21 protein-coding genes are annotated in these 24738 nt (G+C 63.0%); 8 read left to right on the top strand and 13 right to left on the bottom strand.

Annotated elements, in window-relative coordinates; translation table 11 throughout:
* Positions 1-158: 158 nt before the first annotated feature.
* Positions 159-1247: a LacI family DNA-binding transcriptional regulator gene (locus tag QRN42_RS11090; RefSeq protein ID WP_284979230.1), complete on the top strand. Its 1089-nt coding sequence runs from the start codon at positions 159-161 to the stop codon at positions 1245-1247.
* 20 nt (positions 1248-1267) lie between these two features.
* Here the strand turns inward: QRN42_RS11090 and QRN42_RS11095 are convergent, their stop codons facing one another.
* Positions 1268-2401: an App1 family protein phosphatidate phosphatase gene (locus tag QRN42_RS11095; protein ID WP_284979231.1), complete on the bottom strand. Its 1134-nt coding sequence runs from the start codon at positions 2399-2401 to the stop codon at positions 1268-1270.
* Positions 2402-2426: 25 nt separating this feature from the next.
* Positions 2427-3005 (bottom strand): TetR/AcrR family transcriptional regulator, encoded by a 579-nt coding sequence (locus QRN42_RS11100; protein WP_284979232.1) that lies wholly within the window; start codon positions 3003-3005, stop codon positions 2427-2429.
* Positions 3006-3100: 95 nt separating this feature from the next.
* Between QRN42_RS11100 and QRN42_RS11105 the strand changes: the two genes are divergently transcribed.
* Positions 3101-3934, top strand: a complete 834-nt coding sequence (locus tag QRN42_RS11105) for an alpha/beta fold hydrolase (protein ID WP_284979233.1) — start codon at positions 3101-3103, stop codon at positions 3932-3934.
* A 104-nt stretch (positions 3935-4038) separates the two neighbouring features.
* On the opposite strand, the gene QRN42_RS11110 is transcribed toward QRN42_RS11105, so the two are convergent.
* The 4 genes from QRN42_RS11110 to QRN42_RS11125 form a co-directional block, all read right to left on the bottom strand.
* Entirely contained in the window at positions 4039-5292 is a 1254-nt protein-coding gene (locus tag QRN42_RS11110) for an MFS transporter (RefSeq protein ID WP_284979234.1), read from the bottom strand.
* Positions 5289-5663 carry a MarR family winged helix-turn-helix transcriptional regulator gene (locus QRN42_RS11115; RefSeq protein WP_284979450.1) on the bottom strand — a complete coding sequence of 125 codons (375 nt, stop codon included), beginning with the start codon at positions 5661-5663 and terminating at the stop codon, positions 5289-5291. Before QRN42_RS11115 ends, QRN42_RS11110 begins: the two co-directional genes overlap by 4 nt.
* A 215-nt stretch (positions 5664-5878) precedes the next feature.
* The gene (locus QRN42_RS11120; protein ID WP_284979235.1) at positions 5879-7336 is read right to left on the bottom strand and encodes an MFS transporter; all 1458 of its coding nucleotides are present in this window, start codon (positions 7334-7336) and stop codon (positions 5879-5881) included.
* A gap of 218 nt (positions 7337-7554) precedes the next feature.
* Complete coding sequence (locus QRN42_RS11125) at positions 7555-8844, bottom strand: adenylosuccinate synthase (protein WP_284975764.1); 1290 nt, start codon at positions 8842-8844, stop codon at positions 7555-7557.
* A 595-nt stretch (positions 8845-9439) separates the two neighbouring features.
* Between QRN42_RS11125 and QRN42_RS11130 the strand changes: the two genes are divergently transcribed.
* On the top strand, positions 9440-10075 hold the full coding sequence (locus tag QRN42_RS11130; protein ID WP_284975765.1) for a uracil-DNA glycosylase: 636 nt from the start codon (positions 9440-9442) through the stop codon (positions 10073-10075).
* A 131-nt stretch (positions 10076-10206) separates the two neighbouring features.
* On the opposite strand, the gene QRN42_RS11135 is transcribed toward QRN42_RS11130, so the two are convergent.
* The 3 genes from QRN42_RS11135 to QRN42_RS11145 form a co-directional block, all read right to left on the bottom strand.
* On the bottom strand, positions 10207-10629 hold the full coding sequence (locus QRN42_RS11135; protein ID WP_284979236.1) for a DUF3151 domain-containing protein: 423 nt from the start codon (positions 10627-10629) through the stop codon (positions 10207-10209).
* Positions 10629-11648: a class II fructose-bisphosphate aldolase gene (gene fbaA / locus QRN42_RS11140; protein ID WP_284979237.1), complete on the bottom strand. Its 1020-nt coding sequence runs from the start codon at positions 11646-11648 to the stop codon at positions 10629-10631. Before fbaA ends, QRN42_RS11135 begins: the two co-directional genes overlap by 1 nt.
* A 151-nt stretch (positions 11649-11799) precedes the next feature.
* Positions 11800-12495 carry a TrmH family RNA methyltransferase gene (locus QRN42_RS11145; RefSeq protein ID WP_502869492.1) on the bottom strand — a complete coding sequence of 232 codons (696 nt, stop codon included), beginning with the start codon at positions 12493-12495 and terminating at the stop codon, positions 11800-11802.
* Between the two features lie 136 nt (positions 12496-12631).
* Between QRN42_RS11145 and QRN42_RS11150 the strand changes: the two genes are divergently transcribed.
* The 3 genes from QRN42_RS11150 (at position 12632) to QRN42_RS11160 (ending at position 15311) form a co-directional block, all read left to right on the top strand.
* Positions 12632-13462 carry an HAD-IIA family hydrolase gene (locus tag QRN42_RS11150; RefSeq protein ID WP_284975768.1) on the top strand — a complete coding sequence of 277 codons (831 nt, stop codon included), beginning with the start codon at positions 12632-12634 and terminating at the stop codon, positions 13460-13462.
* Positions 13463-13475: 13 nt separating this feature from the next.
* The gene (locus QRN42_RS11155) at positions 13476-14189 is read left to right on the top strand and encodes a tyrosine-protein phosphatase (protein ID WP_284979238.1); all 714 of its coding nucleotides are present in this window, start codon (positions 13476-13478) and stop codon (positions 14187-14189) included.
* 63 nt (positions 14190-14252) lie between these two features.
* Positions 14253-15311, top strand: coding sequence for an alpha/beta hydrolase (locus QRN42_RS11160; protein WP_284979239.1), 1059 nt, complete (start codon positions 14253-14255; stop codon positions 15309-15311).
* A 30-nt stretch (positions 15312-15341) separates the two neighbouring features.
* On the opposite strand, the gene QRN42_RS11165 is transcribed toward QRN42_RS11160, so the two are convergent.
* From QRN42_RS11165 to QRN42_RS11180, 4 genes are all read right to left on the bottom strand, one after another.
* On the bottom strand, positions 15342-16892 hold the full coding sequence (locus tag QRN42_RS11165) for an APC family permease (protein ID WP_284979452.1): 1551 nt from the start codon (positions 16890-16892) through the stop codon (positions 15342-15344).
* Between the two features lie 157 nt (positions 16893-17049).
* Positions 17050-18609 carry an aldehyde dehydrogenase family protein gene (locus QRN42_RS11170; RefSeq protein WP_284979240.1) on the bottom strand — a complete coding sequence of 520 codons (1560 nt, stop codon included), beginning with the start codon at positions 18607-18609 and terminating at the stop codon, positions 17050-17052.
* Positions 18610-18636: 27 nt separating this feature from the next.
* Positions 18637-20346, bottom strand: coding sequence for a choline dehydrogenase (gene betA, locus QRN42_RS11175; RefSeq protein WP_284979241.1), 1710 nt, complete (start codon positions 20344-20346; stop codon positions 18637-18639).
* A 219-nt stretch (positions 20347-20565) separates the two neighbouring features.
* On the bottom strand, positions 20566-21159 hold the full coding sequence (locus QRN42_RS11180; protein ID WP_284975773.1) for a TetR/AcrR family transcriptional regulator: 594 nt from the start codon (positions 21157-21159) through the stop codon (positions 20566-20568).
* A gap of 454 nt (positions 21160-21613) precedes the next feature.
* On the opposite strand from QRN42_RS11180, the gene QRN42_RS11185 reads away from it, so the two are divergent.
* Both QRN42_RS11185 and QRN42_RS11190 read left to right on the top strand, forming a co-directional pair.
* A complete protein-coding gene (locus QRN42_RS11185; RefSeq protein WP_284975774.1) occupies positions 21614-22648 on the top strand; it encodes a quaternary amine ABC transporter ATP-binding protein in 1035 nt (344 codons plus the stop codon).
* Positions 22648-24675, top strand: coding sequence for an ABC transporter permease (locus tag QRN42_RS11190; RefSeq protein ID WP_284979242.1), 2028 nt, complete (start codon positions 22648-22650; stop codon positions 24673-24675). The genes QRN42_RS11185 and QRN42_RS11190 overlap by 1 nt, the downstream gene beginning before the upstream one ends.
* Positions 24676-24738 lie beyond the last annotated feature (63 nt).

Genomic DNA, 24738 nt, shown 5'->3' on the forward strand with positions numbered 1-24738 from the left:
GAGCGCGGTGCTGTCAGGAGCCGCTGAAATATATTGCTCGATGTGGAGTCTTGCTGAGTCCGGTCTCAGTCCCTAGGATTGAGACCGGACTCACATCGATTGATTGAAATGTAGCGGACATCACAAACCCGCGTCAACACCCCACCCGAAAGGTGAACATGAACACTGACGGATCCCGACGGCGGGACGTAACGGTGGCCGACGTCGCCAAGGCCGCAAAAGTCTCAAAGGCGCAGGCGGCTCGGGCGCTCGGCAATTACGGGGCCGTCAGCGATGATGTCCGCGAACGGGTCATCGCCGCTGCCGAAGAACTCGACTACCGGCCCAATGAGCTCGCTCGCAGCATGAACACGGGAAGATCGAACACCATCGGCGTGGTGGTGGGCGATATCGAAAACCCGCACTTTGGCCTCGCCACCAGGGGAATAACGGATACCGCAAAGGCGAGTGGCTACAACGTCATTCTTATTAACACTGACGAAGAACAGTCTGCGGAGGTAGACGCGGTACGGGTACTCCTGGATAAGCGCGTGGACGGACTCATTGTCGCACCGGCGTCCTCGGTAGAAACGGCCCACCTGAAACAGGTGAGCGATTCCGGCCGTCCGCTCGTATTGCTGGACCGCGCCGCCGAAGGCCTCGATGTTGAGACATTTGCCGTGGACATGTCCACCATCTCTTACGAGTCGGCCAAATACCTGATCGAGGAAGGGCATCGGCGGATCGCCTTTGTCTCAACGATCCGCGCAGAAGGTCCATACGAGGCCGGAATGACGCTCGACTCCTCCCAGATCTCGGACCGCCTGGACGGGATCCGCCGGGCCTTCGAGGAAGCGGGGCTTACTCACCCTGCGGACCTGGTGCGGCTCAATGCCGGCGGTTCGGCGTCAGTCAAGGAGATCACCTCAGAACTCCTGCGGGGCCCGGAGGCAGCTACCGCCATCATCGCCTCTGACGGCTTGATTGCCCTTGGTGTGGTGGAAGCCATCCAGGAGGCCGGCCTTTCCATCCCCAAGGACGTGTCATTCCTCATGTATGACGATTTCGCCTGGACCCGGCTCACCACTCCACCACTGACCGTTATTTCCCAGCCTGCCTACGACATGGGAGCCGCGGCGGCCGCGGCATTGATCCGACACATCGAGGGCCGGAAGGCCAGCGCCCCCAGGCCGGAGCTGGTGGCGCACTTGGTCAAGAGGGGTTCGGTGGGAGTCGCGAGATCCGTGGACGTAATGAGTCAGTCCTAAACGCGAGGGCAACGGAGGAATCACACCTCCACATCGCCCGCTTCCGGTTCATCCGCAGAGCGAACCTCGCTCTTAATGATCCCCAGCTGCTCGAGCTGGGCGGACATGCCGGCGCCGTCGGGAGCATAGATCCAGGGAACTCCCGGGGTGGGCTGTCCCCCCGATTTTGACCGCCCGCCGGCGAGCACTGCTTCGCTGGCGGAGAGCTGGCGGATGGCGATTGCCCGCACATTGTCCGGATGGCGCTGCGCGAACTCGGAATAGATGGCCTCATCATGTTGGCCATCGTCACCCACCAGCAGCCACTTGATGTTGGGAAACTCCGTGGCAAGGCGCTCCAAGGAAGACCTTTTATGCTCCTGTCCGCTGCGGAACCAGCGATCGGGCGTGGGACCCCAATCGGTGAGGAGCTTGGGTCCCGCAGGGTAGAGGTTGCGGGACAGGAACCGGGAGAGCGTGGGGGCCACGTTCCAAGCTCCGGTGGACAGGTAGAGCACCGGAGCCGAAGGAGCCGTGCGGGCGATCCGTTCGTAGAGGACGGCCATGCCAGGGGTTGCGGTCCTGGCATGTTCGTTGAGGACAAACGTGTTCCACGCCGCCAGGAACGGGCGGGGCAACGCGGTCACCATGACGGTGTCGTCAATGTCGGAAACCACGCCGAAGTCGGCGTCGTCGGCCACAATCTCCACGGGCGCCTCCACCATGGTGGAGGCGCCGGATTGAAGGCTGATGGTGTGCCAACCGGCGTCGAGGATTACCGGAATAATTGCATCAACGACGCCACCGCGATCCGCTACGACCTCATGGACCGCGCCTGCGATGCCTACCTGCACAGCCGCATGTGCCACCGGGGCACTGGTGAAGTTGCGCCAACCCCGCATGCTCTCTTGGAGCGGTTTGGCGTGTCCGGCGGCGTCCCTTGGGTCGCTGCGGACGACGCGTGCCAACACCCGCACCCAGGTGGTGCTGCCATAACCGGTATAAGGGATGACGGTCTCCACCCGGCCCCGACGGATGGCCAAGCGCGTCTGCAGACCCAGCCACGCGTCGTCGAGCCGCATCGCGATATGGCGGGCCTGCGCGCGGGGAGGGACCGCGCAGCTGCTATCGACGGCGGCGGACTCTGGACGCGGGCTCACGGAACGGGGAGGCATGCGTCCAGTCTGGCACGGCTGGGGCTCAAGGGGCAGCCGCAGCTTCCTTGCCCAAAGCCGCGTCGATGAGAACCACGGCTGCCTCCCTGGCCTGTCCGGCGGCATCCGCGGTTCCTGCGATGGCCGCCGTGGTTTGCGCTCCTTCAGCGAGGATGGAAAGCTGTGGGGCCAAGTACGCCGGGCCGCCTGCATCCCCCACTAAATGCGCCACGTAATGCTGAAACGATTCCTTGTGCTCGCGGGCATATTCGGCCACTTCCGGGCTGATGGCACCGAGTTCGGCGAAACTATTGATGAACCCGCAGCCACGGAATGAATCGTCGCAGAACCATCCCGCGAGGTAATCGAAGATGGCCAGTAACCTGGCGCGCGGATCCGCTGCCAACCGCACCCGGGCGTCCAGTCCCTCTGTCCAGGACTGATGTCGCCGCTCAAGGACGGCCATGACGATACTGCTTTTCGATGGAAATTCCTGGTACAGCTTCTTGAGCGAAACCCCCGCCGCCGTGCGCAACTCGTCCATCCCCACGGACTGGATGCCCTTGGCGTTGTAGAGCTCGTCCGCCGTCGCGACAATGCGCGCGCGGACCTCGGAAATATCCATGCACCCATACTACTTGAACTGAGAACGCTCGTTCTATAGGATATGGATCAGAGTGAGAACGATCGTTCTCCATCTCGAGAAAAGGGAACAGAATCATGGGCTTCATCAAAGTCGGAACTGAAAACACCACGGACATCGAGCTCTACTACGAGGACCACGGCACAGGCCAGCCAGTAGTGCTGATCCATGGCTATCCCCTGGACGGCGCTTCGTGGGAGAAGCAAACCGCAGCCCTCTTGAACGCGGGCTACCGCGTCATCACCTACGATCGCCGCGGCTTCGGGAAATCCAGTAAGCCCACCACCGGCTACGAGTACGACACATTCGCAGCGGACCTCAACACCGTGATGGAAACACTGGACCTGCAGAACGCGGTATTGGTTGGCTTCTCCATGGGCACTGGCGAGGTTGGACGCTACATCGGTACGTACGGCGAGGCCCGCGTTGCCAAGGCAGTGTTCCTGGCATCTTTGGAGCCGTTCCTTTTGCAGACCGAGGACAACCCCGCGGGCGTCCCATCCTCAGTGTTTGATGGCATCCGTAACGCCGCCATCGAGGACCGGTACGCCTGGTTCACCAACTTCTACAAAGACTTCTACAACACCGACAACTTCCTCGGAAACCGCCTCAGCGAGGAAGCCCTCCGCAACTCCTGGAACGTCGCTGCCGGCTCGTCCTGGTACGCATCGTTCGCAGTGGTTGACACCTGGTTGACCGATTTCCGTGCAGACATCGAGGAGGTCACCGTCCCGGCATTGATCGTCCACGGAACGGGCGACCGAATCCTGCCCATCGACTCCACCGGCCGCGAGTTCACCAAGCGCCTTCCCTCCGCCGAGTACGTCGAGATCGACGACGCACCGCACGGAATGCTGTGGACGCACGGGGCAGAAATCAACGAGATCCTGTTGAAGTTCCTGGCCAACTAACGCTTGCCGGTCGCCCGACCGGGCAATAACGACGGCGGCAGGTCGCCCGGGTAACTCAAAACCCAAGCCGGCCTGCCGCCGTCGATGCTTCCCTCCTGGGCCAGTTACGTTGCGCGCGCCCGGCGCCAAGACGTTCGAACCTGCTCACGGATTGTCGCTTGGCTACGCCGCCCCACCATGACGACTGCGGCGACGCCGGTCATCAGTACCACAGCACCCCCGGCGGCCACAGCCCAGCGAGCTCCAAACTCGGTGCCGATCCAGCCCATCAGTGGAGCACCAATGGCCGTCCCTCCTTGCAGGATAGCGAGATAGAGGGCCAGGACACGTCCACGGAATTGTGGCTCGACGGACAATTGGATGGTGGTGTTGCAACTGTTCAGGAAAGTGATGGAAGCGAGCCCAACAGGGATCAGCACAACGGCGTAGACCCAGAATACCGGCGAGATGCTGGAGAACAGGGTAAAGATGCCCAGAGTCAAAGCGCCACCGAGCATGAACCGCAGGCGGGGACCGGAGCGTCGGGCAGCAAGCAGGGCACCTGCCAGCGTCCCCACAGCCATAATGGAGCCGAGAAGGCCAAACTGTTCAGGTCCCACACCGAAGACGGCGGTGGACATCAGCGAGTTCGTGACCGTGAAGTTCATGCCAAAGGCGCCAAGAATCCCCACCATGAACAGGATGAGCACCAAGTCCGGGCGTTGCCGGACGTACTGCAGGCCCTCCACCACCTGATGCTTGCCACGAACCACCGGAGCCGTCGGCTGAAGCTGGGCAGTCTTGACCCGTGCGAGGGAAATAATGACGGCGACGAAGCTGGCAGCGTTGAGCAAGAACACCGGGCCCGTACCGATCCACGCGATGAGCACACCGGCGATGGCCGGGCCCGTAAGCCGGGCGCTGTTGAAGGAGGCTGAGTTCAGGGCCACGGCGTTGGAGATATTGTCTGGTCCAACCAGTTCAGAGACGAATGCCTGCCGGGCCGGGCCATCCACCGCCGCCGCAATTCCCAGCGCCAGCGCCGCGGCATAGACCTGCCACAACTGGGCGGCGCCAGTGACCACCAGCAGTCCTACGATCAGCCCACAGACGCCCATGGCGGTCTGCGTCCAGAACAAAATCCTGCGCTTGCGGTAACGGTCGGCGAGGACACCGGCATACGGGCCTAAAAGCAGCATGGGAAGGAACTGCAGGGACGTGGTGACGCCAACGGCGGTTCCGGAGTGGTTGGTGAGGACCGTCAGGACCAACCAGTCCTGGGCGACGCGCTGCATCCAGGTACCGACATTCGAGACCAAGGCACCACCAGCCCACACCCGGTAGTTGGGATTCTCAAGCGCGCGGAACATGGCGCTCATTGGGCGCTCATTTCCTGCATGATGCGCGCGGCGCGGCTCAGCGTTGCACGGTCCTCTTCACTCAGTCCTGCGACGCGCCGGGCCAACCACGCGGTCCGCTGGCTGCGGGCTTCGACGAGGACTTCCTCCCCTGCGGGCGTGATACTGATCCACACCTGCCGGCCATCCCCGGGATGGGCTTGCCGTTCAATGAACCCTTGATCACCGAGGGCATTGACGATCCTGGTCATCGAGGGTGCCTGTACATGCTCGCGCTCGGCCAGCTCCCGCAAGGTCTGCGGGCCTGAACTGAGATGGGCCAGAACGGTGTACTGCCCCGGAGTAATGACGTCCCCGGTTGCTTCGATGCGAAGTCGCCGCGATGTCCGCATCACGGCAGTTCGAAGCTCAATGGCAAGGGCGTCGGCCGGAATCGCGTCTGGCTTTTGGTCTGTCGTTTCGCTCGCTTGACTGGGTGCAGTCACTGGAAGGCGCCTCCCGGGCTTTGCATAATAGTTAGCACTGCTAATTAGCTCCGCTAACTATCCTACTCCTGTTCCTTGCCAGTGCCCAGTGTCCGGTGCCCAGTGGGCGCCAGCGGTGCCGACTAGCCTTCCGCCGAGCCGGCGCCAGCCTGCGCCGGTGTCTTGGTCGCCACCGACTCGCCCTGGGCGCCCGGCATGGCGATGACCGCGATAACGGTCAGCACGGCGCACACGAGCACAGCCAGGAACACGGCCGACGACGCCGATACGGTTGTGTGCGCGTCCGAAGCACCGGGATGTCCTGCATAGATGGCGTTGGCCACGGCGCCGAAAACGGCCACGCCAATGGAACTGCCGATGGATCGCGCGAACAGGTTAGTACCGGTCACCACCCCGCGTTCGTTCCACTCGACGCTTGATTGGGCCGCGATGAGGCTCGGCGTGGCCACCAGCCCAAGTCCAAGTCCGACGACGAAGCATGCGGCCGCCACCAGGAGCACGTTGGGCGTTGGAGCGGTCAGCGCAAGGATGGCCGCACCAATGACCGTAATGGAAACTCCAATCAGTGCGGTTTTGCGGAATCCGATCCGGAGATAGAACCTGCCGGCCTGGGAAGCGCTGATAGGCCAGCCGAGCGTCAAAGCCGCCAGTGCCAGCCCGGCGAGGATCGGCGAGGTGGACAGCGCCCCTTCAAGGAAGGTGGGAACATACGAGGTGAGGCCGAGCATGACGGCACCTACACCGAACGAGATCATCGCCGTCGTCGCCAGCAACCTGCGGGAGAGGACCCATGGCGGGAGGACCGGCTCCGCGGCCTTCCTCTCCACGAGGACGAATGCTGCGAACAACAACGCTCCAACGGCAAAGACAGCGATGCTGATGGAGGAATTCCACGCCCACGCCTGGCCGCCCTCAAGCGCTCCAAGGATGAGAAGGCTCAGCGAAACCGTGAGTAGCGCGGCTCCGAGGTAATCAACGCGGTGCTTGGTGCGCTCGATGCTCTCGTGGAAGGTCCGCAGAAGCATCCAACCCGCTAGCAGGCACAGTGGAATATTGATGAAGAAAATCCAGCGCCATATCCCCAGCGATGAGAAGACGCCACCAAGCGTGGGCCCCACAACGGAAGAAACCGCCCACACACTGGCAAGGTAGCCTTGCACCTTGGCTCGCTCGGCAAGGGTGTAGATATCGCCCGCGATAGTGATCGCAACAGGCTGCACAGCACCCGCACCCAGGCCCTGCAAAACCCGGAAAGCGATCAGCGCCGGCATGCTCCAGGCCATTCCACAAAGAATGGAACCGAGCAGGAAAAGGCCGATTCCGCTGAGGATGATCGGCTTGCGGCCCACGACGTCGGAAAGCTTGGCATACACGGGCACCGAGACTGCCTGGGCCAAGAGATACGCGGAGAAAAGCCAGGGGAAAGAGGTGAAGCCGCCAATGTCCGTCACAATCGACGGCACCGCGGTGGCAACAATGGTGGAATCGATCGCCACCAGGCCTGTGGAAAGCATCAAAGCTATAAGTATGGGTCCGCGACGGGAGCGGAACCCGACGCCCTCAGTAGTCTCTGTCATCATCTGTCTCGTTTCGGTCGTCATCACAGCTAGCGGGCGCACTTCCGCCCCGGCTCCACATGGCGTAACCGCGCCCACCGCGAATTTAGTCCCAGCCTGCAGGGGCAATGCTTTAACGACGACGGCGGGTCACTTGCGGTTCCGTAAGGAACCCAAGTGACCCGCCGTCGTCGACAGTGTCTATTCGTTGACCGTCTATTTGAAGCGCAGTTCGGTGGAACCTAGTCGTTGATCAGGTCGTGGACAACGATCGTCTGGTCGCGGTCAGGGCCGACTCCGATGGCCGAGAAGCGCGTGCCGGAGAGCTTTTCGAGCGCCAGCACGTAGTTGCGGGCATTTTCCGGGAGGTCATCGAGGGTTCGTGCGCCGGTGATGTCCTCGGTCCAGCCGTCGAAGTACTCGTAGATGGGCACCGCGTGGTGGAACTCGGTCTGTGTCATGGGCATTTCGTCGTGGCGGACGCCGTCGACGTCGTACGCAACGCAGACCGGGATCTGTTCGATGCCGGTCAGGACATCGAGCTTGGTGACGAAGTAGTCCGTGAAACCGTTGACGCGGGAAGCATGGCGGGCCAGGACGGCGTCGTACCAACCGCAGCGGCGAGGACGGCCGGTGTTGACGCCGAACTCACCACCGGTTTTCTGCAGGTACACGCCCATCTCGTCGAACAACTCGGTGGGGAACGGACCGGCGCCGACGCGCGTTGTGTACGCCTTGATGATGCCGATTGACCGGGAAATGCGGGTGGGCCCAATGCCCGAGCCAACGGACGCGCCGCCGGCGGTGGGGTTGGAGGACGTGACAAACGGGTAGGTGCCGTGGTCAACGTCAAGGAACGTGGCCTGGCCGCCTTCCATGAGCACAACCTTGCCCTCATCCAGGGCGTTGTTGAGGACGAGCGTGCTGTCGATAACCAGCGGGCGCAGGCGCTCGGCGAAGGACAGGAAGTATTCCACAATCTCGTCCACCACAACGCTGCGCCGGTTATAAACCTTGACCAGGAGCTCGTTCTTCTGGCGCAGCGAACCTTCCACTTTCTGGCGGAGGATCGACTCGTCGAAAACGTCCTGCACCCGGACGCCCAAGCGGGCCACCTTGTCCATGTACGCCGGGCCGATTCCGCGGCCAGTGGTTCCAATGGCACGGCTGCCGAGGAAGCGTTCAGTAACTTTGTCCAGGACTTGGTGGTACGGCGCCACCAAGTGGGCGTTGGCCGAGACGCGCAGCCGGGAAGTGTCCGCGCCACGGGCAATCAAGCCGTCAATCTCCTGGAAGAGTGCCTCGAGGTTGACCACGCAGCCGTTGCCAATAATGGGAATTGCGTTCGGGCTCAGGATGCCCGCGGGAAGGAGCTTCAGCTCATACTTCTCACCGCCAACAACCACGGTGTGCCCGGCGTTGTTACCGCCGTTGGGCTTGACCACGTAGTCAACGCGGCCACCGAGCAAATCAGTTGCTTTGCCTTTGCCTTCGTCGCCCCATTGGGCTCCGACGATCACGATAGCGGGCATGGGATCCTCCCCCATTCTTTCGGGCGAGACCCAGCCGGATGGCCAGGACTCGACGCCGTACATGAGAATGCCCCGACACTTACCTGGGCTGCCTGCCGCAAGGCGCGGCATACGCAAGAGTTTCGGGGCTCTTACCACCCAAGTTTAGCCGATGGGCCCCGAATACCTTTCGTCAAGCGCCGCGTCAAGGTCAATTTCTGGACCGTTGGGCGAAGTTTGTTACGGAATGTTGGTACAGGAGCCACCGCTTTCTTTCTTAACACCAGGGAATTGGCGCCGAACATTTTGCCCATGGCGACGCCGGCGTCGGCTAAATCCGAACCGAGGTCCACAGCGCGGCGATTGCGGCAGCAGGTGACTCTTCTCTCTCGCTACCAGCACATTGCCGGAAGCCGAGGACCGCCGTCGAGATCTGCGGCACTTTTTGATCGCAACACGCCGCGTCGCATTTGGGGGCGCGCCGGACTAGGACCCATTGACGCCCATAGTCCGGTAAGGTTAGTTAGCCCCCCACAGCATCCTTTGAGGTTCGGCCGCGGCATGCCCGTGGCACCTTGGAACGGTGCGCTGTAACACCTAGGAGACCAAACCACTGATGCAAGATCTGGCGACTGAATCACCCGAAGAACTCCTCTGGAACCGCCGTTACGAACCCCACATCGCCGAGGTCAACGCGCTGTGCGATTCCATCAAGGAACAGAAGCCAGGCAGCGAGGTCCTTTACATCGACCCCGCCCACAGCATTGATGACTGCCGCATCGTGAGCCTTTTCTCCAACCAGCGCACCAACACCGGCGAGGGCTTCATCACCCCCGGTGACGAGGAAGCAAACACCCGCATGCTCGGCATGCAGTGGCAGCTGGGGCTCCGTCCCAAGCTGATGATGCCGTGGAACGCTTACCCGTGGATCGAACCCAACGAGGAACCCGGCAAGCTCACCCCTGCCAACATCACCGAAGGCCTCAAGCCTTTGCTTCGCCTGCTCCAGCTCCTCCCGCGTACCTCTGCCCTGGTGGCACACGGCAATGAGGCACACCGCCTTGCCGATCAGCTCATGAAGGCTGCCCCGGCCAGCATTGCCCGCCGCGGCTTCAAGACCTTCAAGGTCCGTTCGCTCGGTGGCCGCTCCTTCGCAGGCACCCCGGCCCGCCAGCAGGAATACCTCGACGCCATCCACGGCGCCTACGCCGAAGCCATGGCCCGTACGGGAATTCCCCGCAAGGCAGCCTAGCTCCCTCCCGTTGTGGGGCCTGCTCTGCACGCTCAACCCGCTAGGTTGCCTGCAGATCGGGCCCCGCAACGCAAACGACGACGGCGGCCCTCACCTTTCGGTGGGGGCCGCCGTCGTTGTTTGTTGAGGCTTTAGCTGGCTTCGATCGCTGCCTTGGCCTTGGGGTCGGAGTCGTTCAGGAACTTCTCGATCCGCTCCGGCTCCTCAGCCTCGCCAATGGCAGACGCCGCACGACCCAGCGCGTAGAGCGACCGCAGGAAACCCTGGTTGGGCTCGTGCTCCCACGGGATGGGTCCGACGCCGCGCCAACCGTTGCGGCGAAGAGAATCCAGGCCGCGGTGGTAGCCAACCCGGGCAAAAGCGTAGGACTCGATGGTCCTGCCCTCGGCCCAGGCTTCCTCAGCGAGGATGGCCCACAAAAGTGACGACGTGGGGTTCTGCGCCACGAGTTCCAGTGCTTCCTTGCCGAGGGCCAGGTGCTGGTAGATCTCGGTTTCGGCGGGCAGGAGTGTGGGCTCTGGCCCCATGAGGTTCTTGCGGAATTCGTCGGACATTAGAAGGTCTTGCCTACTGAGCCGAGCTGCTGTGCGGCTTCGACGATGCGCGCGGCCATGCCGGCTTCAGCGGAAGCGCCCCAAACGCGGGGATCGTAAGTCTTCTTGTTACCCATTTCCCCGTCGATCTTCAGGACGCCGTCGTAATTGGAGAACATGTGGCCCGCCACCGGGCGGGTGAACGCGTACTGGGTGTCAGTGTCGATGTTCATCTTGATCACACCATAGGAAACAGCGTCAGCGATTTCCTGTTCCGAGGAGCCCGAACCGCCGTGGAACACGAGGTCGAACGGGTTTTCCTTACCGATCTTCGCACCAACCTCGGACTGGATCTGCTTAAGCAGCTCCGGGCGGAGCTTCACGCCGCCCGGCTTGTACACACCGTGCACATTACCGAACGTCAGGGCGGTGAGGTAGCGGCCGTTCTCGCCCGCACCCAGGGCCTCGATCGTGGCGAGGGCGTCTTCGGTGGTGGTGTAGAGCTTCTCGTTGATTTCGTTCTCAACACCGTCTTCCTCGCCACCGACGGTGCCGATTTCGACCTCGAGGATGATCTTCGCGGCAGCCGCGCGCTCCAGCAGTTCGCGGCCGATCCGCAGGTTCTCCGAAAGGGTCTCGTGCGAACCGTCCCACATGTGCGAGTTGAAAATCGGGTCCTTACCGGCCTTCACCGCTTCCTCGGAGGCAGCGAGCAGGGGAAGAACGAAATCCGCCAACTTGTCCTGCGGGCAGTGGTCCGTGTGCAGGGCAATGTTCACGTTGTAACTCTTCGCCACCTCACGGGCAAACGCAGCGAAACCCAGCGAACCGACCACCATGTCCTTGACCGAAGCCCCGGACCAATACGCGGCACCACCAGTGGAAACCTGGATAATGCCATCGGACTCGGCCTCAGCGAAACCGCGGATCGCAGCATTCAGAGTCTGCGACGACGTCACGTTGACCGCGGGGAAAGCGAATCCGCCAGCCTTCGCACGGTCAATCATCTCGGAGTAAATCTCAGGGGTTGCAATGGGCATGGTGACTCCTATGCTGAATTCGTCTGTGGGTTGGTAACCCTGGAGTAGACCGCTTACGGCTAGCACCATCCTAGCGATATCCGTCAGGACGCCGTGTTTCCGGTCACGTGGGCTCTTAACACTTCCGCCGGGTTGCCACCTCGCAGGGAGGCTAGACGTGTTGTTCGAAGACGTGCCGCCGCACCCACGCATGCATCGCGATCGCAGCGGCCGAGGCCGCATTCATGGAGCGCGTGGAACCGAACTGCTCAATCGACAGGGTCGCGACGGCGGCCTCGTGCACCTCCGGGGTAAGGCCCGGTCCTTCCTGGCCGAACACCAGAACGCACTTCTTGGGAAGGTCGTAGGTCTCCAAGGGCACAGAGTCGGGGAAGATGTCGATGCCGATCACCGCGAGCCCCTCACCCTGCGCCCACTGGACAAAATCCTCCACCGTGGGGTGGTGCCGAACGTGCTGATAACGATCGGTGACCATGGCGCCGCGACGGTTCCACCGCCGTCGACCGATGATGTGTACTTCCTTGGCAAGAAAGGCGTTGGCGGTCCGGACCACGGTGCCGATGTTGAGGTCGTGTTGCCAGTTTTCGATGGCGATGTGGAATTCGTGGCGCTTGGAATCAAGATCGGCAACAATCGCATCGTGCTTCCAGTAGCGGTATTGATCCACCACGTTCCGTCGATCGCCGTCGCGAAGGAGGTCAGGGTCCCAATGCTCACCGACAGGCCACTCACCTTCCCAAGGCCCGACGCCGACCTCCGCCTTGGCCTCTGCCTCGCCTTCCGCCGGGGGTACTTCCGGTGAGCCGGCAGGAATTGGCAGGTCTTTGGTGGGGGGAAGGTCAGTCACCCCTCAACTTTAGCCGCGCCAAGCGGGCCGGCCGGTGCCCGCACCCTTGGAATCCCATGCAGGCCCGGGATGTGGCGCCGACCGAATAATGAAAGACTGGGACGCAGTGCATGACCAACCCCACCCGGAGGCAAACATGGCAGAAGAAACCAGGCCCCACCCGTCCACATCGATCTACCGGAACGGCCATGACATCGAATGCTGGCTCACGGATATGGACGGCGTCCTTGTCCACGAGAACCAAGCCATTCCCGGCGCGTCCGAGCTTATCCAGCGCTGGGTGGACACTTCCAAGCGCTTCCTTGTGCTGACCAACAACTCGATCTTCACCCCGCGCGACCTCGCCGCCAGGCTTCGTGCCTCTGGCTTGGAAGTTCCCGAAGAGAACATCTGGACATCCGCGCTGGCCACTGCCCAGTTCCTGAAGGACCAGGTTCAGTCCTCGGACTCCGGGAACCGCGCGTACACGATTGGTGAAGCCGGCCTCACCACGGCCCTGCACGAGGCGGGGTTCATCCTGACGGACACCGACCCCGATTTTGTGGTGCTGGGCGAAACCCGGACCTACTCTTTCGAAGCGATCACCATGGCCGTCCGTCACATCCTGGCCGGTGCCCGCTTCATTGCCACCAATCCGGACGCCACCGGCCCTTCCAAAGACGGTCCCATGCCCGCAACGGGCGCCATTGCCGCCATGATCACCAAGGCCACCGGCCGCGAACCGTACATCGTGGGCAAGCCGAATCCCATGATGTTCCGTTCCGCCATGAACCAGATCGATGCGCACTCCGAGACCACGGCCATGATCGGGGACCGCATGGACACGGACATCGTGGCCGGAATGGAAGCCGGGCTCCACACGGTCCTGGTGCTCAGCGGCATCACCCAGCGCGAAGAAATAGTGTCCTTCCCGTTCAGGCCCAACCAGATCCTGAACTCCGTGGCGGACCTCAAGAGCCAGATCTAAGAGGACAACAACCATGGCTGTGCTGAACCTGCGGCCCCTCCCTGGTGGCCGGATCCTCAGGGGCAGCCAGCCCTTCAATTTGGATGCCACGGCTACGGCGGAATTTCTTGCCCAGCATGGCATCCAAACCATCGTGGACCTGCGAAGCGACCTTGAAGCTGGCTTGGTCCCGTGGCTGCTTCCTGAGGGGCCGGCCGCCGTCGAGCTTTTCCATAACCCGTTGGACCCGAACGCGATAGCCGGTTCGCTGCAAGCGGTGGAAACTGCCGAGGACCTGGGCGAGCTGTACCTGGGTTGGATCCGGTTGCGTCCGGAGTGGGTAGCCGATGCCCTCCGTCCTGCCGCCAACGGTATGCGGACACTGGTTCATTGTTCTTTGGGCAAGGACCGGACCGGGGTTGTGTCGGCCGTGGCGCTGCTCGCAGGTGGTGCGAGTCCGGACAGCATCGTGGCCGACTACTCAGCCACAACTGCCAACCTGCCGGGCCTGCTTCACGACATGGCCGAGACGTGGCACCTCCACGTCCCGAACTCCAGACCGGAGTATTTCAGCCCCGACCTCATGATCCTGCAAAGTCCCGAGGCCGCCATGCGGCATTTCCTCACCGGGTTCGCGCAGGAGTTCGGTGATGCCCGGGCCTTCCTGCGCAAGGCTGGCCTCACCGCCGTCGAAATTCAGGCCTTGGCGTCTGGAGCCGGTGGGCCTGCGGCTGACGCGAAAATGTGACCGCGCGCCTGCGCCCGGCGTCTACCATAGGTCCAGGGGTACGCCTATTGGGGGGAGTGTGTCATGGGGCCGCTGCAATCGGTCGACAAGCGTGTGGAGCAACGAGCCGAGAATCGTCTGGCAGCACGGTTCGCACCGTTGCGGAAGCTTGAACTAACCATTCTGGCGGTGTTGGTCCTGGCCTTGGCCCTGGCTGCCACTCCTTGGCCGTCGGCCTTGCTGATCCGCAGGGTTTTTGAACGGGGAGCCCAAGCCACCATCGATGAAATGACGCCCTACGTTCCCAACACTCCCGTGCAAACCCAACCGGGGGTGGTGTATCGGCCGGGGTCCACATTCGATGTCTTCAGCCCACAAGGTACGTCCTCGCCGCTTCCCACGGTTGTGTGGATTCATGGAGGCGCGTGGATCTCCGGGGCGCAGCGCGACGTCAATCCTTATCTCCGGATACTGGCCGCCGAGGGATACACCACCATTGGCCTGAGCTACCCGATCGCGCCTGAGTCCACGTATCCGGCCGCTGTGCGGAACATCAACGAAGCGTTGGCGTACATCAAGGCGCACGCTGCGGAGCTGAACGTGGACACCAGCCGCATCGTGCTCGCCGGGGATTCCGCCGGAGCGCAACTGGCCAGCCAGATGACCACGCTCACGGTGAACCCGGAGTACGCCGACCTCATGGGGATCAACCCTGCCCTTCAAAAGTCGGAGCTTGCTGCCACCATCCTGCATTGCGGTGTGTACGATCTGCGGGCCATGGCCCGCCTCAGGGGCATCGTGGCCTGGGGTTTCAAGACTTCCCTGTGGGCCTACACCGGAACCAAGCACTGGTCCGCCGCCCATGCAGGGGTCACAATGTCCACCATTGACTTTGTGACCCCCGATTTCCCGCCCACGTTCATCAGCGGCGGGAACGGCGACGGACTCACCCGGCTGCAGTCTGTGCCGTACAGCAACCGGCTAAAGGATGTTGGTGTTCCGGTGACGGAACTTTTTTGGCCCGCAACGTACCAGCCGGAACTGCCGCATGAGTACCAGTTCCACCTCAATTTCAGTGAGGCACGCGAGGCGCGGGACAAGACGTTCGAGTTCCTGTCCACGTACACCGCGGGCCGGTCCTAGAACCGGCTAGAACCGGCTAGAACCGGGCCCCTACCTCACGCTACTGGGCGTTACCGGTTCCCTCTCGAGGGAAGCCCGCTGCGGAGGTGCCGTGGATGTGGCTGCATGCCCGGCGAGCACACCCGTCTGGTGCCGGAGCTTCAGCCGGTACATCAGGACGCCGGTGAGGGCGACGGCAGCGACAAAGAGAACCCCGCCCCACTGCAGGTACCACTCGAACGGCGGAACGGAATTGTAGATTTCCGGGCGTGGCCAGATGAGGTTCAGTGTCATGGCGGCGCCCCACAGGACCGCGAGGATGTTCACCGGCAGTCCCCACTTGCCCAAACTGAAGCCCGCTTCGGTGCCGTCATTGGGCAGCGGCCACTTTTTGGCCAGGCGCCTGCGAAGCATAGGGACGGTTACCAGCAGGTAGGAGAGGTAAATCAGGACAATGCTGATGCTGGAGAGGATGGTGAAAATGGCGGGCTGGGAGACGTTCACGATCAGCGGGACGACGGCGATGATTCCGATCACGACGGCGGCGACCGTTGGGGTCTTCCGGACGGGGTGCACCTTGCCCAAGTGACGGCTGAACGGAAGGTTGTTGTCCCGGGCCATCGCAAACATCATGCGGATGGCGGCGGCGTGGACTGCCAGCGTACAAACCACGACGGCCACCACGATGCACAGCAGGAACGCTTTGCCGAAGGGGCCGCCCAGCACGGAGAGCACCAGGTACTGCAGGCCGCCGTCGGCAGAGGCTATCTTGGGATCGTTCAGGTTCGGGGCCGAGAGGAGTCCCGTGAGCAGGATCAGTCCGCCCAGCACAAAGGATGCTGTGACTGCCCGCAGGATGGCCTTGGGTGCCGTGCGCTTCGGGTCCTTTGTCTCTTCCCCGAGGGAGCTGGCGGTGTCAAAGCCGTACATCACGTAGCCCGATGCCATGGCACCGATGATGAACACCCCGAAGAAGCCCAAGGGGTGGCCCGCCCCAAAACCCTTGGTCTCGAAGAGAACGCCGGGTCCGCGGACGATATGCCATGCGAGTGCGAGGGTAAGCAGCACAGCGGCGACAAGTTCAACGAAGACGCCTACGCTGTTGATCTTGGTCATGAGCTTCACGCCGAAAGCGTTGATGAGGGTGGAGATGCCGATCATGATGCTCGCCAGCAACACCCCGTTGAGGGCAAAGTCCTCGGGACCCGTGCCGTCGCCGATGATCTGGAACCCAGACCAGATCTGGGGCAGGGTGAGCTGGAGGGCCAATGCCACGGAGCCCAGGGCCACAATTGAGGAAATCAACAACAGCCACCCGGCAAGCCAGGCGAAAGTGCCCGACGATAGCCTTTTGGCCCAGTTGTACACCGAGCCTGCCACGGGGTAACGCCCTGCCAGTTCAGCGAAGCACAAGGCCACCATCAGCTGCCCGACGAAGACAATGGGCCATGACCAGGCGTACGCCGGGCCAGCCATGGCGAAACCGAAATAGAACAGTTGAAAAACGCCCGTAAGGATGGAGATGTAGCTGACTCCGGCGGCGAAGCTGGCGAACTTGCCGATGCTTCGGTCCAGGGTCTGGGCATAACCGAACTGGTCCATGCCGCTTGAATCGGCACTCTTGCTGGGTTCTGTCAATGGAACTCCTAAGTCAGAAAAGCACGATGGCGGTGGTTTGCGGCCGCTTTGGACGCAGATGAACCAAGCGACCGGGCGCCGCACCTTTGCGGCCGCCCGGTCGCTTTGCCATTGCTGGTGCTTAGTTGGTTGTGCCCTGCCCTGTTTCGTTCACAACCGGAGCTGCGCCGAACCAGCCGCTGGGCGCCGGCTGGATGTTCTGCCAGATGTGCTTTGCCTCGCGGTACTCGTTGAGGCCCGCCCGGCCGAGTTCACGGCCGATCCCGGACTTCCCGAAGCCGCCCCACTCAGCCTGGGGTACGTATGGGTGGTAGTCGTTGATCCACACGGTCCCGTGCCGGAGGGCGCCAGCCACGCGTTGCGCTTTCGAGGCGTCCGATGTCCAGACGGCGCCGGCCAAGCCGTACTCCGTATCGTTGGCGATTTCGATGGCCTGATCCTCGGTCCGGAACGTCTCGATGGTCAGCACCGGGCCGAACGACTCCTCGCGCAATACGCTCATGCCGGAGCGGCAGTTGCCGAGCACGGTGGGCGGGTAGAAGTAACCGTCCGCCAGCGGGCCCTCGTCAGGGATGTAGCCGCCACAGAGGAGCTCGGCGCCTTCCGCGATCCCGGCCTGCACGTAGGCGTGGACCTGGTCCCGGTGCTTGGCCGATATGAGGGGCCCGGTCTCGGCGTCGGGATCGAACGGCCCGCCCATCCGGATCTTTTTGGCCCGTTCCACGATCTCGGCCACAAAGCGATCTGCAATCGACTCCTCGACGACCAGCCGCGCCCCTGCCGAGCAGACCTGCCCGGAGTGCAGGAAAACGGCAGTCAGGGCGTTGTCGACGGCGGCGTCCCAGTCCGCGTCCGCGAAGACGACGTTCGGGTTCTTCCCGCCGAGTTCGAAAGCGACGCTCTTCACTGTCTCCGCGGCCGCGGCCATGATGGTCTGGCCTGTGGCCAGGCTTCCGGTCAGTGAGACGAGGTCGACGCGCGGATCGGAGCTGAGTGGGCCGCCCACCCTCGAGCCTGGTCCCGTGACCAGATTAGCGACGCCGGCAGGGACGCCTGCCTCTTCGAGGGTTTCCATGAGCAGGATCGAAGTCGAGGGCGTGAGCTCGCTGGGCTTGAGAACGAACGAGTTTCCGGCAACGAGTGCTGGCGCCACCTTCCATGCAGCCTGCAGGAGCGGGTAGTTCCAAGGTGCGATGAGGGCACAGACGCCGAGCGGCTCGTAGACCACGCGGCTGATGGCGTTGGGCCGGCCCGTGTCGATCACCCGGCCGGCGTCGAGGCCTGCGATTTTGCCGTAGTAGCGGAAACACGCAGCAATGTCGTCCATGTCGTACTCGGCCTCGACGAGGCGTTTGCCGGTGTCGAGCGCCTCGGCCCGGGCGTAGGCCGCCTTGTCCCGCTCAAGCAGGTCCGCCACGCGAAGCAGCACCATACCGCGCTCGATATCTGTGAGCCTGCGCCACGGACCACTATCGAACGTTGCCCGTGCACTGGCGATTGCCCGCTTGGCATCCTCGGCCGTGGACGATGCGACAACCGCCACTTCCTGGCCGTCTGCCGGGCACCGAACGGAAGTGGTGCCGCCGTCGGATGCCTGCTGCCAGGCTCCGTCGATGTAGAGGCCCTTGACGGGATCTGCCGATTTCCCGGCACGATGGACTTGCTCAGCCGTGGCAGTCATTGTCTCTCCTTGTTGTGTTTCCATGCATCATTCCTTGCCCCTGGCCGCAGCGGCGGGATCGCCGTTCCGCTCAAGCGGGCTGACGCCGTGCCGGTAGAACTCCGCGTGCTGCGGCGCCAAAGGTGCCTTGCCGGCGATCAGGTCGGCAGCCTTTTCCGCGAGCATCATGACGGGCGCGTAGATGTTGCCGTTCGTAACGTACGGCATGGCGGAGGCGTCCACCACGCGGAGGCCCGTGGTGCCGTGCACGGTCATGTCAAGCGGGTTCACTACCGCCATCGGATCCGAATCGGGGCCCATCTTGGCTGTGCAGGACGGGTGGAGTGCTGTTTCAGCGTCGCGGGCAACCCAGTCGAGGATCTCTGCGTCCGTCTGCACCGCCCGGCCCGGAGACAGCTCACCGCCGTTGTAGGGGGCCATGGCGGACTGGCCCAGGATGTCACGGGCCACGCGAACGGCCTCAACCCATTCGCGGCGGTCCTGGTCCGTTGAGAGATAGTTGAACACCATGGATGGGTGCACTGTGGGATCGGTGGACTTGATCTTGAGGCTGCCGCGGGCGTCGGAGTACATGGGGCCGATGTGCACCTGGTAGCCGTGTTTGGCGTCGGCCTTCTGGCCGTCGTAGCGCACTGCGACCGGGAGGAAATGGAACATCAGGTTCGGGTACGCAACATCCTCGTTGGAGCGGACGAAGCCGCCGCCCTCGAAGTGGTTGGTAGCTGCTGGTCCCTTCCGGCCCAGCAGCCACTGGAGCCCGATCAGCGGGTAGCGCCACAGGTCAAGGTTGGGCTGCATGGAGACCGGCTGGGTGCAGGCGTGCTGGATGTAGACCTCAAGGTGGTCTTGGAGGTTCTCGCCGACGCCGGGCAGGTTGACCACGGAGTTGATGCCCAAGGAGTTCAGGTGGGTAGCGTCTCCAACGCCGGAGAGCTGGAGGAGCTGTGGTGTGTTGATGGCGCCGCCTGCGAGGATCACTTCGCCTGCGTTCACGTGATGGGTCTTGCCGTTACGGCGGTACGTGACGCCGGTTGCCACGTTGCCCGAGAAGTTGACCTTGGTGACCAGAGCCCGGGTCAGGACGGTCAAGTTGTCCCGGCCGAAGTTAGGCCGGAGGTACGCGCGGGACGCTGAGAGCCGCTGACCCTTATGGACATTGCGGTCAAATGCCGCGAAGCCTTCCTGGCGGTAACCGTTGACGTCATCGGTCAGCGGGTACCCGGCTTCCTGAGCGGCGCCAAAGAAGGCCTGGAACAGGGGGTTCGTGGCCGGACCGCGTTCAAGCACGAGGGGCCCGGAGTGCCCGCGCAGTTCATCGTCCGGGTCCGCGGCGGTGGCGTTTTCCATCCTGTTGAAGTACGGCAAGCAATGCGCGAAGTCCCAGGTTTCCATCCCGGCGTCTGCTCCCCAGCGTTCGTAGTCCAGGGGGTTACCGCGCTGGAAAATCATGCCGTTGATGGAGCTGGAGCCGCCCAGTACCTTGCCGCGTGCGTGTGCCACACGCCGGCCGCCCATGTGAGGCTCGGGGTCCGACTGGTAGCGCCAGTCGTACAAGGGATTCCCGCTGGGAAAGGTGAGCGCGGCGGGCATCTGGATGAACAGGTCCCAGGGGTAGTCACTCCGCCCGGCTTCCAGGACAAGGACGCTGCTGTGGCCTCCCTCGCTCAGGCGGCTGGCGAGAACCGACCCCGCGCTTCCACCACCGACGATGACGTAGTCGTAATTGTTTTTTGTCATGCTGCAAACTCTCCTTCTGCCTGGCGCAGATCTTCCGCCCCAAGGGCGGTGATCCTGCTTCCGGAAACTGGCGGTACACCGTGACGCGACGGAGAACCCGCAAGGCGTCCCTGGTGTGGTCCAGGTCATACCGATGAACACTAAAGCAATTTGGACAAGTGTTCAATAGTGTTGCTGGACAACTGTTCAGAAAAGTTTGTTCGTTACGCGTGTGTGCCGCTAGGCAGCAAAGGCGATCTCCTCGGTGCGGGCGATGCTTCTTTGGATGGAGGCCTGGTCCACGCCCAGGAGCGCAGTCAGCCACATCCCGTTTTGCACCACAACAATGTCATTCGCCCGCACCTTGCATTCATCACTGGAAAGTTCAGGTTTGGCATTACCAATCAGCGTCGCGAGCCCTTCGAGGTACCTCTCGAAGGCCGCCGCATTAATCAGCGCAAACTCTTCATGGGCCTGCGCGAGTGCCCAGAGGTGGAGACGCAGAGACAGGTGCTCGGTGGTGAGGAATTCCGGGTCCGCAACGCGGCGAAGAGCCTTCTGGAGCTGCCCGTCGGGTGGCGACGCCGGATCGGTTGCGACCAGCTTGGCATCGCGCTCGTCAATCTGGTGCAAGGCCGCACGGATCAGGCTCATCTTGTCCTCGAAGTAATAATTCACGAGGCCGAGGGCGACGCCGGCTTCCCGGGCCACCGCGCGCATATTGACACCTGAGATGCCGTGAAGCGACAGCAAATCCAATGCCGCTTGGAGAATGCGCGCCTGCCTGTCGATCCGTTTGCCCTGTTGGTCCGACTTCAAAGTGCGTGTAATCACTCGGCCAGAATATGGCCAAAGTCACCCCTGTGCATCACGATGACCCCGGGGCGGGGCAAGGGGTGCCTGCTCAGCGCCCCTATATGACGTCACAAAAGCGCTCCACCGGCCTCACTTCGACGCGGCGGCAGGGGCTTCCCCAGATGGGGCGCGGAAGGGGTGCCAAAGGGCTCCTTAGTACAGTTTTAATCCTTGACAAAGGGAGTGGCATAGATCACTCTGTTCCGTATGGTGATCCGCGTTGATGATGACACAACCAGCAGGACCGGTTGAGCTCGTTAGTTGGAGGAGGTTCACCTCTTCCATATCGCCTGCCCGCTGAAGGTATTTATTCCCGAGATGCCGTCCGTCCCGACACGTCACACCGATCCCCGTCTTCCACACAGAGGATGGCGAGCTGGCAATACACCGTTCCCGCCCCGCCATCAGTTCGAGCCTCCACAGGAGTACAGCAATGAACAGCCCCGACATCTCAGTGCGCAACCTCTGGAAGGTCTTCGGACCCGGGGGCGAGAAGATCCCCAATAATCCAGAGCTCTCGGCCCTCAACTCAGCGGAGTTACTGGCGCGCACGGGATGCGTGGCAGCAGTCCGCAACCTGAGCTTCGACGTCGCCAAGGGCGAAGTCTTTGTGGTCATGGGGCTTTCAGGATCCGGTAAATCCACCCTGATCCGCTGCCTGACGCGGCTGATTGAACCCACCTCGGGGGAGGTCTTGGTGGACGGAAAGGACGTCCTGCAGGCAGGCATCGCCGAACTGCGCGAACTTCGCCGGAGGAAGATGTCGATGGTGTTCCAGCACTTCGGTCTCCTCCCGCACCGCACCGTGCTGGATAACGTCTCCTACGGGCTGCAGATCCGGGGCGCAGCCAAGAACGAACGTTACGCCAGGGCGCGGGAAATCATCGAGTTGGTTGGCCTGAAAGGCTACGAACGGCACTATCCGGACCAGTTGTCCGGTGGAATGCAGCAACGCGTCGGCCTAGGTAGGGCCTTGGCCGGTGACCCGGACACCATCCTCTTCGACGAACCCTTCTCCGCCCTGGATCCGCTCATTCGCCGGGACATGCAGGCGGAAGTCATCCGGCTCCACAAGGAGATGGGCAAGACCATGGTCTTCGTGACCCACGACCTCTCCGAGGCACTCAAGCTCGGAGACCGCATTCTCATCATGCGCAACGGTGAGACGGTCCAGTGCGGCACGGGAGATGAGCTCGTGGGGTCCCCGGTGGACAAGTACATCGAGGACTTCGTCTCCGAAGTCCCGCGCGCGGACGTGCTGACCCTGAAATGGATCACCCGGCCCGTCGCACCCGGAACGCCAGGAGACGCGCCGGTCCTTAGTTCCAGGACGGTCATCCGGGATGCCATATCCGCCGTGATGCGCTCCTCCTGCCCCGTCCTCGTGGAGGATGCCGGCAAGATCACCGGCCAAATCGACCGCGACAGCATCCTGTCGGTGCTGCAGCCCGTGGAAGCAGCGGCCTAATGTCCACGCTCGTCCAAGAACGCACCACCGTCCAACCCGCCCCGGCGCGCGCCCCGCGTCGCCGGCCCGGCAAGCGCACCATCCTGCTGGCAGGTGCGGCCGTCGCCTGGCTCGTGGGATTCCTTGTCCTGCATGGCACCTCCACCCTGACCTTGCCCGCCTCCGAACTGACGGACCTGCACCGGTCCCTGAACCAGTTCAACGCCTGGGTGGCGGCGAACCGCGCGGACAACCCCGTCTTCCTGTACGTCTTCACGCCCCTGCGTGCCGCCGTCGACGCCGTCGCCAACGTGTTCATCACCACCTTTGCCGCGAGTCCCACAGGCCTGCGCCTGCCGGAAATCGGCTGGCTCGGAACCGTGGGCCTGCTGGGCTGGACTGCCTTCGCAGCAGGTAACGCCCGCGTCGCGTTGCTTACTGTCGCGGTCTTCACTTTCTTCGGCCTCCAGGGCCTTTTCCTCGAAGCCACCTACACGTTCGCACTGGTCCTCACGGCCGTTTTGCTGACCCTCCTGGTCGGGATCCCACTCGGCATCCTGGCCGGCGTCTACGGCCGGGTGGCCAAGGTGATCACGCCGGTGTTGGACTTCATGCAGACCCTGCCGACATTCGTGTACCTGGCACCGCTGGCACTGGTCTTCCTCATCGGACCGGCCTCGGCCGTCATCGCCACCGTGATCTACGCTGCGCCACCTGTAATCCGCCTGACAGCGCACGGCATCCGCGCCATCCCGGAAAACACCCGCGAAGCTTCCGACTCCCTGGGCACCACGGGCCTGCAGCGGCTGGTTACCCTGCAGCTTCCCATGGCCCGGAGGACAATCGTCATGGGAATAAACCAGAGCACCATGGCGGCCCTGTCCATGGTCACCATCGCGGCGCTGATCGCAGCGCCCGGGCTTGGCCAAGTGGTGGTACGGGCCCTGCAGTCGCTCGACGTCGGCACCGCGGTTAACGCCGGGCTCTCAATCGTCCTGCTCGCAATCGTGCTGGACCGGGTCACCACCGCCGCCAGCCGCCGAGCAGACCCGGCAGCGGCCCGGAACCGCAGGGTTTCCCGCAGGACCAGATACATCCTTCTTGGCATCACCCTGGTACTGGCATTGGCCATGGTGCAGCTTTCCCGGACCATGCTGTGGGCAGCCGCGTTCCCCAAGGATCTGAACATCGGCCCCGCGATCGTTCAGACCGTAGCGGCAGCCAGCCAGTGGATGCAGACCAACCTCTCCCTGTTCACTGTGTCCTTCCGGGAAACCGTCACCACCGGAATCCTCAACCCGTTCCAATCCCTGCTCACGGACACTCCCTTTTACATCCTCGTGGCCGTCATCGCCGTGGCAGCCTACGCACTCGGCGGCTGGAAGCTCGCTGCCCTGACCACGGCATGCCTGGGCGTGATCATCTACCTCGGCCTCTGGAGCGACTCCATGGTCACCCTGGCGGGCACCTTGGTGGCCACCGCTGTGGTCATGGTCCTGGGCATCATCTTCGGTGTCGCCATGGGCCGGTCCGAGCGGGTGGACCAGATCATGCGGCCACTGCTGGATGCTGGCCAGACCATGCCGGCCTTTGTCTATCTTGTGCCCTTCCTGGGCCTCTTCGGCGCCACCCGCTTCACGGCGATCATCGCCGGCATCATCTACGCCGCCCCTGTCGCCATCAAGATCACCGCTGACGGCATCGCCGCAATCTCTCCCACGGTTGTCGAAGCCGCCGTCGCCAGTGGTTCCACCCCGTGGCAGGTCATCACCAAGGTCCAACTTCCGATGGCCAGGCAGACTCTGGCCCTCGCCGCCAACCAAGGCTTGATCTACGTCCTGGCCATGGTGGTGGTCGGTGCGCTCGTCGGGGCAGGTGGCCTCGGATACGACGTCGTCGCCGGCTTCGTCCAAAGCGCGCTCTTCGGCAAGGGCCTCGCCGCAGGCGTTGCCATCGTCTTCCTCGGCATCCTGCTCGACCGGATGACCCAGGCCGCCGCAGCAACTCCTGTGCGGAAGATCCCCACAACCAGAACCCGAACAACCTAACCGTATGACCCGCCCTGCGCCCGCCAGGGCACGGAGGACATCTAGGAATTCCCCCCAACAAGG

The sequence above is a fragment of the Arthrobacter sp. fls2-241-R2A-200 genome (genome assembly GCF_030209745.1).
GTDB lineage: Bacteria > Actinomycetota > Actinomycetes > Actinomycetales > Micrococcaceae > Arthrobacter.

Coding starts and splice junctions, on each gene's coding strand:
- QRN42_RS11090 (WP_284979230.1), top strand. CDS start 159: ATGAACACTGACGGATCCCGACGGCGGGACGTAACGGTGGCCGACGTC.
- QRN42_RS11095 (WP_284979231.1), bottom strand. CDS start 2,401: ATGCCTCCCCGTTCCGTGAGCCCGCGTCCAGAGTCCGCCGCCGTCGAT.
- QRN42_RS11100 (WP_284979232.1), bottom strand. CDS start 3,005: ATGGATATTTCCGAGGTCCGCGCGCGCATTGTCGCGACGGCGGACGAG.
- QRN42_RS11105 (WP_284979233.1), top strand. CDS start 3,101: ATGGGCTTCATCAAAGTCGGAACTGAAAACACCACGGACATCGAGCTC.
- QRN42_RS11110 (WP_284979234.1), bottom strand. CDS start 5,292: ATGAGCGCCATGTTCCGCGCGCTTGAGAATCCCAACTACCGGGTGTGG.
- QRN42_RS11115 (WP_284979450.1), bottom strand. CDS start 5,663: ATGCGGACATCGCGGCGACTTCGCATCGAAGCAACCGGGGACGTCATT.
- QRN42_RS11120 (WP_284979235.1), bottom strand. CDS start 7,336: ATGATGACAGAGACTACTGAGGGCGTCGGGTTCCGCTCCCGTCGCGGA.
- QRN42_RS11125 (WP_284975764.1), bottom strand. CDS start 8,844: ATGCCCGCTATCGTGATCGTCGGAGCCCAATGGGGCGACGAAGGCAAA.
- QRN42_RS11130 (WP_284975765.1), top strand. CDS start 9,440: ATGCAAGATCTGGCGACTGAATCACCCGAAGAACTCCTCTGGAACCGC.
- QRN42_RS11135 (WP_284979236.1), bottom strand. CDS start 10,629: ATGTCCGACGAATTCCGCAAGAACCTCATGGGGCCAGAGCCCACACTC.
- fbaA (WP_284979237.1), bottom strand. CDS start 11,648: ATGCCCATTGCAACCCCTGAGATTTACTCCGAGATGATTGACCGTGCG.
- QRN42_RS11150 (WP_284975768.1), top strand. CDS start 12,632: ATGGCAGAAGAAACCAGGCCCCACCCGTCCACATCGATCTACCGGAAC.
- QRN42_RS11155 (WP_284979238.1), top strand. CDS start 13,476: ATGGCTGTGCTGAACCTGCGGCCCCTCCCTGGTGGCCGGATCCTCAGG.
- QRN42_RS11160 (WP_284979239.1), top strand. CDS start 14,253: ATGGGGCCGCTGCAATCGGTCGACAAGCGTGTGGAGCAACGAGCCGAG.
- QRN42_RS11165 (WP_284979452.1), bottom strand. CDS start 16,892: ATGGACCAGTTCGGTTATGCCCAGACCCTGGACCGAAGCATCGGCAAG.
- QRN42_RS11170 (WP_284979240.1), bottom strand. CDS start 18,609: ATGACTGCCACGGCTGAGCAAGTCCATCGTGCCGGGAAATCGGCAGAT.
- betA (WP_284979241.1), bottom strand. CDS start 20,346: ATGACAAAAAACAATTACGACTACGTCATCGTCGGTGGTGGAAGCGCG.
- QRN42_RS11185 (WP_284975774.1), top strand. CDS start 21,614: ATGAACAGCCCCGACATCTCAGTGCGCAACCTCTGGAAGGTCTTCGGA.
- QRN42_RS11190 (WP_284979242.1), top strand. CDS start 22,648: ATGTCCACGCTCGTCCAAGAACGCACCACCGTCCAACCCGCCCCGGCG.